Origin of the sequence: Fortiea contorta PCC 7126 (genome assembly GCF_000332295.1) — a bacterium.
Lineage (GTDB): Bacteria > Cyanobacteriota > Cyanobacteriia > Cyanobacteriales > Nostocaceae > Fortiea > Fortiea contorta.
Map to the genome: position 1 here is coordinate 508047 of NZ_KB235931.1, position 16342 is coordinate 524388.

Here is a 16342-nt window from a genome sequence, read left to right on the forward strand (position 1 = left end):
CTTTATTTATCAAGGGGGCTGTAATTGAGGAAAAAGCTTAATTTTTTTGTCCACGGCTTTTGTTTTTATCCTTTACAGTTCATACTTATTTCGTTAAAAATGACTAAATATAATTAACAGCTAAAGAGATTTAATGTTGAGATGTTGATAAATACAAACATACTCAACACATTACAGGAGAAAATATATATGGAAGATGATAAAAATAAATTTGCAGCCAAGTCTGCATCTATTCTGACTTTAGGAACTGGTTGGTTTCCCCAAAGTCCTGGAGGATTGGAACGCTATATTTATGAATTAACTCATCAATTAGCAGCAAATCAAGACCTAGTAGAATTATGTGGCGTCGGTTTACCGGAAACTCAAGCGAATTTGTCGATTAAATTAACTAATTTAGCTGCTGTAGATAGCGCAATTTGGCAGAGACTATGGTCTATTCGTAGTAATTTTCAGAAAACTCGGTTAGGGAAACCAGATGCAATTAATTTGCATTTTGCATTATATAGTTTTCCTATTTTAGATATTCTTCCGAAAGGAGTACCAATTACTTTTAATTTTCATGGACCTTGGACTGCTGAGAGTGAAGAGGAGGTAGCTAGTCGGAGATTTAGTACTTGGGTCAAACGCAAGGTAATAGAAGAAAATACTTTTAACCACTGCGATCGCTTTATAGTTCTCAGTCAAGCATTTGCCAATATTCTACATCAAAGATACCAAATTCCCTGGCAAAAAATTCATATCATCCCCGGTGGAGTTGATATTAATCGGTTCCAAACAAATTTATCACCGCAAGCAGCCAGAATCAAGTTAGGCTGGTCTGAAAATCGCCCTATTTTATTTACATCTCGGCGCTTAGTACATCGAGTTGGACTTGACAAATTGTTGCAAGCAATAGCAATAATTAAGTTGAGAATTCCTGATGTTTGGCTAGCGATCGCAGGTCGTGGTCACATCCAAAGTATACTACAACAACAAGTTATTGAATTGGGACTAGAAAACAACGTTAAATTTTTAGGTTTTCTCCCCGATGAAGATTTACCCATAGCCTACCAAGCTGCTAATTTAACTATTATGCCTAGTCAATCATTTGAAGGATTTGGATTAGCAATAGTAGAATCTCTAGCCTGTGGAACTCCAGTTTTATGCACTCCTGTTGGAGGAATGCCGGAAATTATATCACCCTTTTCACCAGATTTAATTACTAGTTCTACTGAAACAATAGCTATTGCTGAAAAATTAGAACAAGTGCTCCTACAAAAAATTAATATACCTTCCCGTGAGCAATGTCGCCAGTATGCTATTACTAACTTCGACTGGCGGATAATTGCTCAAAAAGTCCGCAATATCCTCTTAGCTGAAAAAATTTAATTAGTTATTAGACCTCTTATAAAAGTCCTTCTTTGCGTTCTCATTAATATGATGAAACTTCTATTTTTAGATCAAAGTGGTAAGCCAGGGGGCGCAGAATTATGTTTAATTGATATTGCTAAACCTTACCGCGATCGCTCTCTTGTGGGTTTATTCGTTGACGGCCCTTTTAAAAGTTTATTAGAACAGCATCAAATCCCTGTTACCGTTTTTGCTACCCAACCGATTACAGTTCGCAAATCCAGCAATTTATTCCAAGGATTGGGTAGTTTAAAACAACTCATACCTCTACTAATTGAAGTAGTCAAAACAGCCCGCAACTACGATTTAATTTACGCGAATACTCAAAAAGCTTTAGTTATTGGCGCCTTAGCTAGTTTCTTCTCTCGCCGCCCTTTGGTTTATCATTTACATGATATTCTTTCAAAAGAACATTTCAGTAAAACTAACCGACAAATTGCTGTAACTTTAGCTAATCGCTTTGCATCTTTAGTAATAGCTAATTCCCAAGCGAGTCAAACAGCTTTTGTCACCGCAGGAGGAAAACCAAATATCACCACTGTTGTTTATAACGGTTTTCATCCCCAAACTTACCAAATTGATGCATCAACAGTTCAAGAATTACAACAACAATTAGGATTACAAGGACAATTTATAGTCGGACATTTTAGCCGTCTCGCACCGTGGAAAGGACAGCATATTTTAATTACTGCACTTGCTCAATGTCCGCCAGAAGTGACAGCAATTTTAGTAGGTGATGCACTATTTGGTGAGCAAGATTATGTCCAACAATTACATCAACAAGTTGTAGCCCTGGGTCTAGAAAATCGTGTCAAATTTTTAGGATTCCGTGCAGATATTCCGCAATTAATGGCAGCTTGTAATTTAATAGCACATACCTCCACTTCTCCAGAACCTTTTGGTAGAGTAATTGTAGAAGCCATGCTCTCAGGAACACCCGTAGTTGCAGCTAAAGCTGGCGGTGCAATGGAATTAGTAGAACATGGAGTGAATGGTTTTCTGGTGACGCCAGGAGAACCCCAAGAATTAGCACAAGTAATTACGACTTGTTTGATGGAAACAGAAAATAGTAAAAATATCGCTAATCATGCCAGATTTACTGCTAGTCAGCGGTTTGATGTAAAAAATATTAATCAACAAATTTCGCAGTTATTAAAGCAATGGGAAATAAACATACAAAAATAGGGAAGCGGCTCAGAAAAAAGCCTTTCTCCCCTCCTACAAAACTATTAGACCTGCTTTAGGTAGGGTGTGTTAAAGCAAAGCGCAACGCACCGCTTGATTTGGTTACAAACCCACTAATTCTCGTGATTCAAAATCGGTGAGTTGTTGAGCGATCGCTAATCTAGCTTCCAATTTAGCTACACTAAACTGGTTACGCAGATATTCTACATGGGCGATCGCATTGGCTTTTTCTGATGTTAAACGGATCAAGGTGTCCATCGCTTTTTGATACTCTTGATTTATCAACAGCACTTCAAAGCGTCGCGCTTTGCGTTGAGCATCATTTTTCAAGTCTATTTCAAAAGCTGCAGTGCGATCAGCGTTACCCTCAAATCGGTTAATCTGTTGCTGAACCGCCATCAACTGAGAGTCTATTTCATTCACCCGTTGAGCAGCTTGCACAATTACACCTGGATAATGACTCAGTTGCATCATTAAATCATCTTCCTCAAAAAAATACTTATCCGCTTACGCCACTTCTCTAAGTGGTGTAGACACAGGAACCTCTGAAAATGTCAGCGAAAGTTGTTCTGCTTGGGATACCGCAGCTTGTTCCAACACTTTCACTTCGATATTTACGCTCACTAAATAACTACCCGTATCCGCACCAACTGCTTCGGCAACTAATTTAGCAATTTCTGGACGCTTCGCAGTCAACGGATCTCTTAAAATGCAGCGATCCCATTCGTGCTTCGCAGTCGGATTGAGGCTGAAAATGTAGTGCTTAATCATAGAACTAACCGTTGAATCTATTTTTCAGAAGGCTGTCACAGAGTGGTTTTGCACTTCCCTGGGCTGTATGGGCGCTATACATTTATTATAGTACATTTGTACCGTAATGTGGGTCATTAACTCCAGAAACCCAGGTCATTTTTTCTCGTTTCTACCCAAAATTTGCAAAAATTCCGGGCGACAAGCCACACAGGGTGAATTTTATTCACGCAGGTGTCATGTTGTTTCTGGGAAAGTGTCCACAGTCCGAAAAGCCTAGACCCTTGACTCTCCTTTCCAAGATTTAAATTCCCAAGTCTTTCACTCTCAGCTTTTAGGCGTTAATGACTTTCGCCTCGCTCTCACACATTGAAGTTGCACCAGTTATGTCCTTTGAACACAATTAAATGTTAAATGTATTAAGGTATCAACAGCCTTTGCCGAATTTTTCCACAGGGACTACTATGGTGCATCAAGAACTAGATCATCAAGGTTGTCAACCTCAGTTAGAGTTAAATTTAACGAAAAAGCTGCCAAATTCAAGATTTGAGTAGATTCAGCTCAACCGCGCTAGTCTACAGACGTTTTAGTTTTCCTTCTTTGATAGAAAAAACCTATCCAGCAGACAAAGTAATAGAGCCTTGAACAAGCTATTTTTCACAGGTAAATCCTTCCAATTTATGGCTTTTGCCTTACCACTGCTAGTGTGGTGGGGATATAAGGAGGTGGAGAGCCAATTTGTACAACCGCAAGCAGTACTGGTGTTGGGCGGTTCCACGAAGTATATGGAGCGAGAAAAATTTACAGCAGATTTTGCTCGAAAACACCCAGATTTACCAATCTGGATTTCTGGCGGTAGTCCACCTAGATACACTCAAAAAGTCTTTGCTAAAGCCGGGATCGACACTAACCGCTTACATATGGACTATGAAGCTGTAGATACAGTGACAAACTTTACCACATTGGTAGATGATTTGCAAGCTCGCGGCATCAAGAGTGTTTATTTAATTACTTCGGACTTCCACATGCGTCGTGCTCGGATTATCGGCGAAATTGTTTTAGGAAGTCGCGGGATTAATTTTAAAGCTGTTCCAGTTCCTTCCGAAAAATCATCTGAGCCAATTGAAAAATCCTTCCGAGATGGAGCTAGGGCGATTTTTTGGGTAGCGACTGGTTACACAGGAGCAGATGAGCCGAAACATCGTGTTGATGCTCTTAAATGAAAGGGAATAGGGATTAGGGATTAGGGGATGGGGAGAGTCGCTCAAGCTTTGAGCTTATTACATTGTCTGTATTAAAACGTAGGGTTGGACAATCAAGGTGCTAAAGCGTTGACTCGAATTCGCATTCCACTCTTCCATCTGTGCAGTCGAGGGTTTGGAGAGTAATTGCTGATCAATCCATTGTTCTACTTGAGCAATATTATCACCTGCGATCGCTATTCCTACATCCAATAAATCTAACTGTCCCCCTACGATAATAATCGCATCTCTTTCCAGGTGAGGGATGAGCCATTCCCACTCGGCCTCATCCAAGTTTTGTGTTAATTCTGCTCTTAAATCTGCCATGACACTAATTCGTAATTCGTAATTAGAATATACTCTTTTTCTTACTCCAAAATTCACTAAACTTCTGATTTCATCTCGTCAATTTCAAATAAAGATACAATCACTCCCGCGATGGGAATCGAGATAAAGACGCCCAGCAATCCCGCAACCCTAGCACCTATTAATAAAGCAAAGAATACCACAACAGGATTAAGATTCAGCGCCCCTTGCATAATTCTCGGAGCAATTAAGTTGTCTTGTATTTGCTGGAGGACAATACAAGCTACTAATACTTTTAGCGCTAACCAAACATCTTGAGATAATACAACTACGGTAATTACACCCACACCTAATGTTGCTCCTATCCCTGGGATGATATCCAAGATTCCCACTATCACTGATAAAATTAAGGCGAATGGTACTTGTAATAGCAAGAAAACGATTAAACTTGAACTTGTTAAAAATAAAGTTAATATTAGCTGTCCTTGGAAAAAGCTTAAAAAACTGCGTCGCATGATGCTGGTAAATCTACTGCGGCGATGTTTGGGAATGACTTTGACAATTAAATACCAAAGCTTTTCACCATCTAATAGCATGAAAAAAGCTACTACTGCAATTAAAATAAAAGTAACAAAATTAGTCAAAAATTGTTGCAAAATAGCTAAACTAGTGACTACAGAATTAACAGCTTGATTCCGTAATTGTTCTTCAATTAAACTTAAATCTATTTGCAAATTTCGGTTACGCAAAAACTCTTCAATTCGTTCTAATAGCGGTAGTAAAGAAGTTAGAAAAACCGATATACTATCAACTAGTTGTTGTCCTTGAGAGAGGACCGCTAACCCGATGGTGATTGTTAAGCCGCCAAGCAAGACAACACTGAGCAAAAAAACCACAACAACTGCTACAGCTCGAGGTACAAAACGCTGTAACCACCTAACAGGATAACTGAGTAAAAAAGCTAAAATCGCAGCGAAGGCAAAAATCACAATCACTGCTTCAAAATAAGCTAAAAGTTGTACAATTGCCCAACCACAAGCGACTAACAACAAAAAGCGGACTAACGCCAAATTATTTAATCGTTCCCAAATATTTTTGGCTTCTAAGCCGCTCATAGTACTTTCGGAGAATGGTGAACGGGTAATAAATTACCTTTGTTTGCACAAATAACAACCCTATTGCTCACAATCAGCTTAAAGGAAGACAAAGGCGATCGCAACATCCCAAAAGCATACTTCCAGCCTGTGGAAATCACCGCCCTAAATCATGCATCCGATTAATTATGGCTGCACAATCAAGTGTCAACTGCTGTAATTCCTCCTTACGAGTGGAACCAGGAGCGTCAATTAATTTACCGATTCTCACAGTGATGGGAACAGCTTGCGGGATTGGCGAGCCTTTTTGTAAAATTTTCTCAGTCCCCCATAAACTCACTGGTAATATGGGTACATTTGCTTTGGCTGCTACCAATAATGCTCCTCGTTTCGGGTCTGTAATCCGAGCGTCTGGAGTCCGAGTACCTTCCAAGAAAACACCAGCAGCCCAGCCATTTTCTATACATTCTAGGGCAGAACGGATAGCAGCGCGATCGCCTGTACCTCTACTCACTGGGTAAGCACCATATAACTCAATCACCTGGGCCAAGACGGGAACTTTAAACAATTCTTCCTTAGCCATATACGCCACCGGGCGACGCACACAACTAGAGATAATCGGCGGATCAAAATAGCTAGCATGATTACTCACTACCAACAAAGGCCCAGATTGCGGTACATTTTCCGCACCGTGAATCTGAACTCGAAAGTAAGTATGCAGCATAGGACTAATAACTGACCACTTAAAAGCGTGATACAGCGCCAGACTGAGCAATGGTTCGCGGCTTCGGCTCATAAAGGGAGAGGTGGGTGTGGGGAGTGTGGGGAGATGGGGAGATGGGGTGATGGGGTGGTGGGGTGATGGGGAGAAAAAGAATTTACGCTTCCGCAACAATATTCCCCCTCCTCCTACCCTTCCTATTCTCTATTCCCTAACCTCTAACCCCTAACCCCTAACTAGGTAATTCAGCAGCAGTACGCACGTTTTCTAAGGTTAGATTAGAAACGGTACGTTTAATCAAGCCAGTGAGGACATTACCAGGGCCAATTTCCACAACTCGCTCGATACCGTTGGCTGGTAGTTGTAAGGAAATTTCTCGCCATCTGACTGAGCCGGTCATCTGTTTGATGAGGCGTTGTTTTAACTCCTCTGGGTTAACTGATGGCAGCGGCTCCACATTAGATAATACTGGAACAACTGCAGGCTGAAATGTCACAGATTCCAAAATTTCTTGAAATTCTGTGGCTGCGGTGGCGACTAAGGGCGAGTGAAAGGCGCCAGAAACTTTCAGGGGAATAGCTCGTTTTGATTTAACTTGTGACATCACCGCTTGCACAGCCTCAGTGGTGCCAGAAATAATCACTTGTGCGGGGCTGTTGTCATTAGCCAAGACTACATCTGGTGTTTGTGCAATGACTTTTGCTAATTGTTCTTGGTCAAAATTCATCAACGCCGCCATCATCCCACCTGAGGCGCTATCCATGAGTTCGGCTCGGCGCTTGACTAAGTGTAACCCCGCAGACCACTCAAAAACGCCGGCGATATAAAGAGCGATGTATTCACCCAAACTATGACCAGCAACTAAATCTGGTTTGTGTCCCCGTTCCCGAAGCAGGTCAGCGAGAATGGTTTCTACAACATAAAGACTAGGTTGGGTGTAAAGCGTGCGTGATAGTTGTTCGATATCACTTTTACACACATCTGTCACCGACCAACCAAGAATAGTCTCAGCTTGAGCAAATTTATCTTGAGCTGAGGGTATATCTAATAAATCTACTCCCATACCTTGGGCTTGAGAACCTTGTCCGGGAAACACCCATGCAGTTTTAGTCATTGGTCATTTGTCATTTGTCATTTATTATTTTTGACTGAGAAGTCCCTACCTCCCCATCTCCCCATCTCCCCATCTCCCCACCTCCCCATCTCCCCGTCACCACATCCCCTATCTTCCCCATTGAAAAATTGCCGCGCCCCAGGTCAGACCCGCACCAAAACCGGCTGCAGCTATGGTGTCATGGGGTTGAATTGTACCTTGTCGTACTGCTTCGTCTAGGGCGATGGGGATGGAGGCGGCGGAGGTGTTACCGTAGTTGGCGAGGTTACTAATAACTTTATGTTGGGGGATGTTGAGGCGTTGAGCAACGGCATCAAGAATCCGCTGATTGGCTTGGTGTAAGAGTAACCAATCTATTTGGTCAACGGTTAGGTTTGCTTGAAATAAGGCTTTATCAATTACTTCTGGCACTCGTTGAACGGCGAAGCGGTATACTTCTTTGCCGTTCATGGTGATAGGCTGGTAAGTTCCTTGACCGATGTTGACGCCGGGTAGTAGTTCTTGGGAGGAGGGTTGATAGGCAAGATTGAGGTAATGGTTTTGAGTGCCATCGCTTTTAAGTGTAAATCCTAATAAGCGATCGCTCTCGTTAGCTTGCAATACTACTGCCCCAGCACCATCACCGAACAGTACACAAGTCCTGCGGTCTTGCCAATCTACCCAACGGGAGAGGATATCTGCTCCGATCAACAGTACATTTTGATATACTCCTGTTCTGATGTATTGGGCTGCTGTGACTAGTCCAAATACGAAGCCGGAGCAGGCAGCTGTCAAATCAAAGGCTACTGCTTTGGTTGCTCCCAATTGCGCCTGAATTTGACAAGCACTACCAAATAAGTCATCTGGGCTGGAGGTGGCGAGAATAATTAAGTCTATGTCTGCTGGCGTGATCCCGGCAGAAGAGATCGCCTGCATACTCGCTTTCGCCCCCAAATTGCTTAATGACTCGCTCGGCATTGCTAAACGCCGTTGACAAATTCCTGTCCTTGTGGTTATCCACTCATCTGATGTTTCCACCAATGTGCTGAGTGTCTGGTTGTCTAGGGAAGTTTCTGGTAGAGCGGAACCACTTCCTGTAATTGCTATGCCTAATTTTTGCACTCCTACCCTCACTCGCTATCAGCGTTGTTTCTTTGTTATTTGTCAAAAGTCATTTGTCATTTGCGAGAAAACAAATGACAAATGATTAATGGTTAACTACTCTCACGCTGTAGGGTTTGATCTGGGGATTGAATGCGTTGCAAAACCTGATTATCTACAGCTTCTTTTGCCATACGAATAGCATTAAAAATTGAGGGTGCTTGTGAGCTACCATGACCAATAAAACAAATGCCAGCAACACCTAAAAGCAAAGCACCGCCGTGCTCTGCGTGATCCATTCGCTGTTTAATGCGCTTCAGGTTAGGTTTTAAGAGTGCTGTACCAATTTGACCGTGCAATCCTTGGGGTAATTCTTCCCGCAAGATTTGCAAAATCACTTGTCCCACGGCTTCGGCAAACTTCAATAAAACATTGCCTGCAAAACCATCACAGACAATCACATCAAAGTTGCCTGAAAGCACATCACGGCCTTCAGCATTCCCAATAAAATTAATTTGAGAATTTTCCTTTAGCAATTGGTGAGCGCGCACTGCGGCATCATTGCCTTTAGATTCTTCTTCACCGATATTTAATAAACCAACCTTGGGGTCGTTTGTACCCAGTACATACTGACTATAAACCGACCCCATGATGGCAAATTGTTCTAAAAACTTAGGACGGCAGTCAACATTTGCACCGACATCGAGTATGATTACTGGTTTGCCTGCAATAATTGTTGGGAAGACTGCCCCAATTGCCGGACGATCAATTCCCGGTAATCTGCCCAAGCGGAGTAAAGCCGATGCCATTGCTGCCCCTGAATGTCCGGCAGAAAAGACTGCATCTGCTTGTTGCTGCTTAACTAAATCCATTGCTACGTTGATGGAAGCTTTGGGTTTCCGCCTAATGGCAGTTAAAGGCTCCTCATCCATAGCGATCGCATCCTCTGCAGGTACGATCTCCAGCTGCCCTAAATTAGTTTTTGGTGGTAGGGCAGCTTCTATTTGTTGGGGATCACCCACCAATAAAACTTTTACACCCAATTCTTCCCGTGCTCGCAGTGCGCCAGCAACGATTTCACCGGGTGCATGATCCCCTCCCATTGCGTCAATTGCGATCCGTACGCAAGTCGATCCCATTGCTTAGAGCTTCTAGAAACATTACAAATTTTACCAGATGGCTTTACCCAAAAATCGCCACTTTTAAATTATGGGGCATTGGGGAGTGTGGGAGATGGGGAGGTGGGGAGATGGGGAGTGTGGGAGATGGGGAGGTGGGGAGATGGGGAGGTGGGGAGTGTGGGAGGTGTGGGAGGTGTGGGAGGTGTGGGAGGTGTGGGAGGTGGAGGAAGCTTTGGGTTCTGAGCAGGATATTTTGAGTTTTGAAATTCAAGTTTCAGGCTAAAAGGCTGACGATTCGAGTTCAAAGGCTGACGATTCGAGTTCAAAGGCTGACGATTCGAGTTCAAAGGCTGACGCTTCGAGTTCAAAGGCTCACACTTGAGGTTCAAAGGCTCACACTTGAGGTTCAAAGGCTCACACTTGAGGTTCAAAGGCTGACGATTCGAGTTCAAAGGCTCACACTTGAGGTTCAAAGGCTGACGCTTGAGGTTCAAAGGCTGACGCTTGAGGTTCAAAGGCTGACGCTTGAGGTTCAAAGGCTCACGCTTGAGGTTCAAAGGCTCAAAATTTACTCCCCATCACCCCATCACCCCATCACCCCATCACCCCATCACCCCATCACCCCATCACCCCATCACCCCATCACCCCACACTCCCCACACTCACTATTCCACTGGACTCAATACCCAGTTAACCAAAGTCCGCACGCCGAAACCTGTTGCGCCTGAATTGTTGTAGCCGTTTTCTTTATCTGCCCACACTGGCCCGGCAATGTCTAAATGTGCCCAGGGGGTGTCTTTGACAAATTGTTTGAGGAAAAGAGCAGCTGTAATTGAACCACCGGCACGAGGGCCTGTGTTTTTCATGTCGGCTAGTCCGGATTTCAGCCCCTCAAAATATTTTTCTTCCATCGGCATTCGCCAAATCTTTTCGCCTGAGCTTTGGGCTGCTTTTTCTAGCTGGGAGGCGACAGCATCATCAGGGGTAAATAATCCTGCCATGTCTTCACCCAAGGCGACAACACAAGCGCCTGTCAAGGTGGCTAAGTCTACGATCGCATCTAATCCCAATTTATCAGCAAATACTAAAGCATCTGCTAAAGTCAAACGTCCTTCAGCATCCGTGTTGTTGACTTCGATGGTTTTGCCGTTGGATGCTTTGAGGATGTCTCCTGGGTGCATGGCTTTACCACTGATCATGTTCTCAGTGGCGGCTGAAATAAAGTGTACCTCAGCGTCGGGTTTAATTTGGGCGATCGCTTTGGCTGCACCTAATGTCGCCGCAGCACCACCCATATCAATTTTCATGGTTTCAATCCCGCTACCAGCACCTTTAATATTGAGTCCGCCGGAGTCGAAGGTTAAACCTTTACCAATAATTGCTAGCTTGCGTGTGGGTGTGCCGTTTGGTTTGTAGGTTAAATGAATAAATTTAGGTGGTAAGTCTGATGCTTGGGCGACTCCCAAAAATGCGCCCATACCTAGTTTTTCGCAGTCTTCTCGTTCCAGGATTTCTAGTTGTAAGCCGTGTTCGTTAGCGATCGCTTGAGCTGTTTCGGCTAAAGTAATTGGTGTGACTTCATTTGCTGGGGCTGCTACCAACTGCCGAGCTAAAATTACTCCAGAAACGACTTGATCAGCGCGAGTAATCGCCGCTTCTTGTCCAGATAACCCCAGTAAATCTACGGTTTCTAATTGTGTTCCTTTATCTTCAGGTTCTGATTTAAACCGAATATCTTGGTAGAGTGCTAATTGTATACCTTCAGCGATCGCTTGAGCTGCTGCATCCGCTTGATGATTCCCCAGAGGTAAACTCAGCCCTAGAGTTTTGCTCTTTAGCTTTTTCCCTACCCTAGCCACAGTAGCCGCCGTACGTCGTAAGGTATCTAGTTTCAAAGCTTCTGTTTTACCTAAACCGACTAAAATAACTTTTTTAATCAAACTACCTGCAGCTACCCTAGTGAAAATGCTGCTATTGGCTTTACCTTTAAATTCCTCTTCCGCAATCAGTTCTTTTAAAACACCAGCCAACCTTTCATCTAAAGTTGCCAGTTCCCCAGTTAACTCTACAGCATCTTCAAATAATCCAATTGCCAACGTATCCCCTGCCCACTCTAAAAGAGGCGTATCACTCGGTCGAATTATCATTTTTGTATTTTGTGTAAATCTTCTTGTACCAGTATTGCTTAAAATTATATGTTTATGTATTGGGGAGAGGGAATGGGAAGTGTGGGGGGTGTGGGAGGAGGGGGAGGTGTGGGAGGTGTGGGAGGTGTGGGAGGAAGGAGAAGATAGCAAGCGTCAGCATAAATTCTTTTTCTCCCCACCTCCCCATCACCCCATCACCCCACCTCCCCATATCTCCGGCACAAATCGCGTAATTGTGCGATCGCTTTAATTTCGAGTTCTGACCTTGTGAATCCCCAGTGAATTAAAACTGGTCATCGCGGATCTGAAAATCCTTGCCAAGAAAGACCGCTATCTGCTTAATCCAGTTGGCAAGACGGTTAAATTTGTGTTCAATCTTCTTGTCAGCATCATTAAGGCGATACTCAACAAATACTTTTTTTTCGCCGTACTCAGTTAGATGTACATCTAGCTTTTTGTCAGTCGCATACAGTTTGTCAACTAAAGTATCGTTTAAATTATCGATAGCTGTAAGTAAATCATTTTTCGTTTGAGATATTTTGGCATTAATATTAGCCTCAACTTGAGATAGCCGATAAACTGCACCAGCTAATATTAATAATCCAGAAATAATAGTCAGAGTATTGTTGATTTCTGATTTCATGATTCAATTAATAAAAAAAGCGATCGCACTGCAAGACGCTAAGTGGATCGCTACAGAGATGAAACTATATATCCCACTACACTAACTTGCAAAAATTTTTGAGCAATACGAATTTCTAGTGAAACAGAAACTTTAATCGGCATCGCCAATAAATTCATAAATTGTTAGCTGCAAGTCTCTTAGCCAAAATGCGTCAGACAGCACTAATTCAAAATTACTTGCTACGTTAGGCAGCAAAATCAGCTTGGAGCGATTCAGATACAGAGAAAATATAGCTATTTCAGATTTTTGTGCATTAACCCCACCATTGGGAAAAGCTTGAAAAGCCCTTAAATTCCCCGCCCACTTCCATCGCTTCCCCAAGGGAATAGTTGAAACCGTCTTCGCTATCAAAATTTTCCTATCAAATAAAATAGGAATTTCAAAAGACGGTAACGGCTTGTATCCTTTCTCTACTACCTCTTGAGCTTGCTTGTACTCCTGATAAATTAGTCTCCAATTCGAGGATATATTAAGAGCCGACGAAAGCATCAAAAGCCTCTAAAAGCATTAAATTGGATTCCAAATTAGGAACATAATCATCCATATCAACCTCGCACATTTCCAGAATATCTAAGTATTCCTCAAATGTGATTTGACCTTTTAAAAAAGCCATCAATCCTAAATGTGCAGCCTCTTCTTGCTCTAATCTCAGAGCAATTTCATCCTCAGTCATTTGAGGATATAGGGGAATTTCTACCCCTATAACGCTTTCAATCATTAGCGGTAAATTTCTGGTATGAAGGATAGCGAGCGAGTATTACTTTTGGCTTTGGCTACGATCGCTGCTTTGACATCTTTAAATCCCTTAGCTGCTTCACCAGTTCCAAAACCAATGGGATAAGTGTATGATCTGCCGCCCTTGGTTTTATATTTCTGTCCAGTTAGTTTACTGGTTTTTGTTTCGGTGGTCGATCCAACAACACGAATCGTGCATTTTGCAGCTACAAATCCCACCAACTCAACAGCAGCACTTAAGTTAGCCGCCTCTTTTGAAATATTCGCGTCAGCCGCAGTAATCCCGGATGCAGAAAATCCGGTTTCTGATCGCTTAGAAAGTGCCGTTAAAACTTTTGGAGCAGTATTAACAGGAGTTGCAAACGGCACTAATGCATAAGGTACAAGGCTTCCTGGTTCGCTACCTTCTGGCCTATCCCCGTATTCAACCTTTTTTTTGCCTGCTTGTACTGCTTGAAAAAATCCTAATGCCGAGGTATCTGCTAAATCCACCGCGTCGCCAGTTCCACTTAGAGGGCGTAGCAGTTTTAATGCAGATTTTAAATTATTAAATCTTTTAGCCATGAATACTTGGAGTCAATGGGTGTCTGTAACCTTTTCTAGCACTGAATTTGGAGCTTGTATTTACCATCGACTACTATAGCTATCCACAGAACTTTTTTAGATGATATTCAGTCTCTGAATTACCTGTTTCAAGGCTGCTTCTGGTGTGGCTACCAAATTAATGACTTTAATTCGTCCATGTAGCAGAAGCTGGGCATATCTAAAGCGAACTTCTACTGTGGGGCGTTTAATTGGTTTCTTCACCGATTGTCCGTAAATAGTTTGAATTCCTGGGTTCATAGAATAAGTTCTTGTGTGTTGTTGGAAGTCCGAGAAATCATCATTAAATGGGTGATTTTGAATAGCTAAAACCTTTTTCGCTATGCGTTCACCCTCGGATTTTGATTTGACCAACAATCGTAAATCGTATCCCCTTTCAAAATCCCGGTAATAGTAATAGTAAATTCCCTTATCCCAAACAAAAATAGGCTCACCAAATTCTCGTTTTACATCCCTTGCCATCTCTTCCGCTTTCGCCCTGGTGTAAGATTGTCCAGTTTCATTCATTAATCGGAAGGTAATTTCTCCAGTTGCGGGATTTAGTCTGTCTGAAGTGGGAGATAATCTTTCTCTGAAATAAAGTTTTACTTGTGGCTTGAATTCAACGCCTCTTTGATGTTCCGTGACGGGAATTCCATAGACAGGAGCCTGCACCGATTGTAAGCGTCCTGCGGTAACTTCAAATAGCCACATCCTCATCATTGTCATGGTTGAGGTGTCACCATCTTTCATCGTGCAAGCAACTCTTAAAGAGGCTTTAGGGGTTTCCAAACTATCAGCAGGTGTCTTGCTAAAGTATTGATTTACTGCTTTGTTATGCCAGCGTCTTACCGTATCTTGTAAGTGTTCCCATTCGTTAAAGTTTTGAGGTAATGACATAATTAATCATCCGGATCTAAATCTTTCTCTGCTATTTCTTTACCAGCACTTGCTGTTTTCTGCTCGACTTTATCTGCCTTTAATTTCTCCGGTTCCTGGTCGTCAGCACCTTTGTTTTCTGGTTTGTCATCTTCCTTTAAGGCTTTAGTCAGTTCCGTTGTAGCGTTGGTTAATTCTGTCGTTGCGTTGATGATATCTAGTGGTGCTTGAGTCACTTGCTGAATAGTTGAAGCACCAGCTTGCAGTTTTTCTAAAGCTTGAGTAACACGATTGAATTTTGGCTGAGGATTCATCCATGAATAGGCACTTTCTAAAACTTCTCCAGCTTGCCTTAAGGCATTACCAATCTTCCCGACTCTACCTGCTGTAATTTCCAGTCCGCTAAGTATGGTTGAAGCTAGTCCTTGGAACGAATTCAATATATTAACTGAAGCTTGATAAATTCTATTAGCCTTACTCCAAGTTTCAGATAGAGCAGTGTAATTTTCAGCGCCAATTGCATTTTTAATCAAGCCTTCAATTCCAGAATTAATCAATTTACCTACATCAACCGCATTACCTTCACTATCTTTAATCCCCACAAGAGTCAAGACATTAGCAAGAGATTGTCCAAGGGTTTGAGCAATATCTCTACTGAGCATTGCTGCATTATGAATCGTGGCAAACAACGTCAAGTAACTAACAGCAGTATTTAGTGCACTCCAGGCGCTAAATCTTCCCAAAAATCCAGAGATACCACCTTTTACTTGGTCGCCCAACTTGCTATTAATTGTGTATAATAAAGCCAATTCAGGTATCTGTGCAGCGGCGTTTGCAGCACCAAGAATATCGGCTTTATTTTGATTACTATTCTGATTGATTCTACTGGCATTATCATCAAAACTTTTGTTCAAGCAGCCACCATTAGCACTTTCACAAATCGCCTCCCCTCGTAGCTTGTCTTGTATTTGTAGTAGGGGTGGGGATAGATGGTTTAATAGCATCTGCTGCTCTACCTGGGATAAATGGCAGGAATCCTAATATTTGATCCAGCTTGGATAATGCTGATGCATTCACCTTATCTTGCTCCTTAAGTTGTGTTTGTATATCTCCTATTTGAGGATTAATAGTTTTAATATTTTGCTTATTCTGATCATTATCACGCTTTAATCTTTCTATCTCTGCGGGGTCAATTGTTGGGGATGAAGCGATTTTAGCTTGCTCTTTTTTCAAGGATTCACCCAACGCATCTTTTTCTTGCTCAATTCGCTCTAATGCTTTAGTAAAAGTAATATTTTGTTGAGACTGCATCT

Annotated in this window: 22 protein-coding genes; 5 read left to right on the forward strand and 17 right to left on the reverse strand. The window is 42.4% G+C overall.

The features are described from left to right. The first annotated feature begins 189 nt into the window (after window positions 1-189). Window positions 190-1368, forward strand: coding sequence for a glycosyltransferase family 4 protein (locus MIC7126_RS0126770; RefSeq protein WP_017656213.1), 1179 nt, complete (start codon window positions 190-192; stop codon window positions 1366-1368). A 51-nt stretch (window positions 1369-1419) separates the two neighbouring features. Then, entirely contained in the window at window positions 1420-2574 is a 1155-nt protein-coding gene (locus MIC7126_RS0126775) for a glycosyltransferase family 4 protein (protein WP_017656214.1), read from the forward strand. Between the two features lie 102 nt (window positions 2575-2676). Here MIC7126_RS0126775 and MIC7126_RS0126780 read toward each other — a convergent pair whose 3' ends face one another. Next, window positions 2677-3048: a hypothetical protein gene (locus MIC7126_RS0126780; protein WP_017656215.1), complete on the reverse strand. Its 372-nt coding sequence runs from the start codon at window positions 3046-3048 to the stop codon at window positions 2677-2679. A gap of 33 nt (window positions 3049-3081) precedes the next feature. Further along, a complete protein-coding gene (locus tag MIC7126_RS0126785; RefSeq protein ID WP_017656216.1) occupies window positions 3082-3345 on the reverse strand; it encodes a hypothetical protein in 264 nt (87 codons plus the stop codon). Between the two features lie 659 nt (window positions 3346-4004). Between MIC7126_RS0126785 and MIC7126_RS0126790 the strand changes: the two genes are divergently transcribed. After that, window positions 4005-4547 (forward strand): YdcF family protein, encoded by a 543-nt coding sequence (locus MIC7126_RS0126790; protein WP_017656217.1) that lies wholly within the window; start codon window positions 4005-4007, stop codon window positions 4545-4547. Window positions 4548-4604: 57 nt separating this feature from the next. Here MIC7126_RS0126790 and MIC7126_RS0126795 read toward each other — a convergent pair whose 3' ends face one another. The 7 genes from MIC7126_RS0126795 to MIC7126_RS30940 form a co-directional block, all read right to left on the reverse strand. Beyond that, on the reverse strand, window positions 4605-4892 hold the full coding sequence (locus tag MIC7126_RS0126795) for a DUF2288 domain-containing protein (RefSeq protein WP_026100551.1): 288 nt from the start codon (window positions 4890-4892) through the stop codon (window positions 4605-4607). A gap of 56 nt (window positions 4893-4948) precedes the next feature. Next, on the reverse strand, window positions 4949-5986 hold the full coding sequence (locus tag MIC7126_RS0126800; protein ID WP_017656219.1) for an AI-2E family transporter: 1038 nt from the start codon (window positions 5984-5986) through the stop codon (window positions 4949-4951). Between the two features lie 136 nt (window positions 5987-6122). Beyond that, complete coding sequence (locus MIC7126_RS0126805) at window positions 6123-6761, reverse strand: lysophospholipid acyltransferase family protein (RefSeq protein WP_026100552.1); 639 nt, start codon at window positions 6759-6761, stop codon at window positions 6123-6125. A 157-nt stretch (window positions 6762-6918) separates the two neighbouring features. Continuing rightward, complete coding sequence (gene fabD / locus MIC7126_RS0126810; protein WP_017656221.1) at window positions 6919-7800, reverse strand: ACP S-malonyltransferase; 882 nt, start codon at window positions 7798-7800, stop codon at window positions 6919-6921. A gap of 108 nt (window positions 7801-7908) precedes the next feature. Then, complete coding sequence (locus MIC7126_RS0126820) at window positions 7909-8901, reverse strand: beta-ketoacyl-ACP synthase III (RefSeq protein ID WP_017656223.1); 993 nt, start codon at window positions 8899-8901, stop codon at window positions 7909-7911. A gap of 92 nt (window positions 8902-8993) precedes the next feature. Then, the gene (plsX, locus tag MIC7126_RS0126825) at window positions 8994-10019 is read right to left on the reverse strand and encodes a phosphate acyltransferase PlsX (RefSeq protein ID WP_017656224.1); all 1026 of its coding nucleotides are present in this window, start codon (window positions 10017-10019) and stop codon (window positions 8994-8996) included. A 68-nt stretch (window positions 10020-10087) separates the two neighbouring features. After that, window positions 10088-10558 carry a hypothetical protein gene (locus MIC7126_RS30940; protein ID WP_154656040.1) on the reverse strand — a complete coding sequence of 157 codons (471 nt, stop codon included), beginning with the start codon at window positions 10556-10558 and terminating at the stop codon, window positions 10088-10090. On the opposite strand from MIC7126_RS30940, the gene MIC7126_RS31490 reads away from it, so the two are divergent. Then, the gene (locus MIC7126_RS31490) at window positions 10548-10739 is read left to right on the forward strand and encodes a hypothetical protein (protein WP_154656041.1); all 192 of its coding nucleotides are present in this window, start codon (window positions 10548-10550) and stop codon (window positions 10737-10739) included. The two genes, MIC7126_RS30940 and MIC7126_RS31490, sit on opposite strands and share 11 nt — an antisense overlap. On the opposite strand, the gene MIC7126_RS0126835 is transcribed toward MIC7126_RS31490, so the two are convergent. Next, window positions 10667-12148, reverse strand: coding sequence for a leucyl aminopeptidase (locus tag MIC7126_RS0126835; protein WP_017656226.1), 1482 nt, complete (start codon window positions 12146-12148; stop codon window positions 10667-10669). The two genes, MIC7126_RS31490 and MIC7126_RS0126835, sit on opposite strands and share 73 nt — an antisense overlap. Window positions 12149-12254: 106 nt before the next feature. On the opposite strand from MIC7126_RS0126835, the gene MIC7126_RS29835 reads away from it, so the two are divergent. Beyond that, window positions 12255-12398, forward strand: a complete 144-nt coding sequence (locus MIC7126_RS29835) for a hypothetical protein (protein WP_238553727.1) — start codon at window positions 12255-12257, stop codon at window positions 12396-12398. A 33-nt stretch (window positions 12399-12431) separates the two neighbouring features. On the opposite strand, the gene MIC7126_RS0126840 is transcribed toward MIC7126_RS29835, so the two are convergent. The 7 genes from MIC7126_RS0126840 to MIC7126_RS31070 form a co-directional block, all read right to left on the reverse strand. Next, complete coding sequence (locus MIC7126_RS0126840) at window positions 12432-12791, reverse strand: hypothetical protein (protein ID WP_017656227.1); 360 nt, start codon at window positions 12789-12791, stop codon at window positions 12432-12434. 132 nt (window positions 12792-12923) lie between these two features. Continuing rightward, window positions 12924-13322 carry a hypothetical protein gene (locus MIC7126_RS0126850; RefSeq protein WP_017656228.1) on the reverse strand — a complete coding sequence of 133 codons (399 nt, stop codon included), beginning with the start codon at window positions 13320-13322 and terminating at the stop codon, window positions 12924-12926. Continuing rightward, entirely contained in the window at window positions 13303-13551 is a 249-nt protein-coding gene (locus tag MIC7126_RS0126855; protein WP_017656229.1) for a hypothetical protein, read from the reverse strand. Before MIC7126_RS0126855 ends, MIC7126_RS0126850 begins: the two co-directional genes overlap by 20 nt. After that, entirely contained in the window at window positions 13551-14132 is a 582-nt protein-coding gene (locus MIC7126_RS0126860) for a hypothetical protein (protein ID WP_017656230.1), read from the reverse strand. Before MIC7126_RS0126860 ends, MIC7126_RS0126855 begins: the two co-directional genes overlap by 1 nt. Window positions 14133-14228: 96 nt before the next feature. Further along, complete coding sequence (locus MIC7126_RS0126865; RefSeq protein WP_017656231.1) at window positions 14229-15050, reverse strand: hypothetical protein; 822 nt, start codon at window positions 15048-15050, stop codon at window positions 14229-14231. Window positions 15051-15052: 2 nt separating this feature from the next. Continuing rightward, the gene (locus tag MIC7126_RS0126870) at window positions 15053-16033 is read right to left on the reverse strand and encodes a hypothetical protein (protein WP_161606870.1); all 981 of its coding nucleotides are present in this window, start codon (window positions 16031-16033) and stop codon (window positions 15053-15055) included. Then, on the reverse strand, window positions 15963-16342 hold a 380-nt coding region (locus MIC7126_RS31070), incomplete at its 5' end, for a hypothetical protein (protein ID WP_026100553.1). The genes MIC7126_RS31070 and MIC7126_RS0126870, both read right to left, overlap by 71 nt.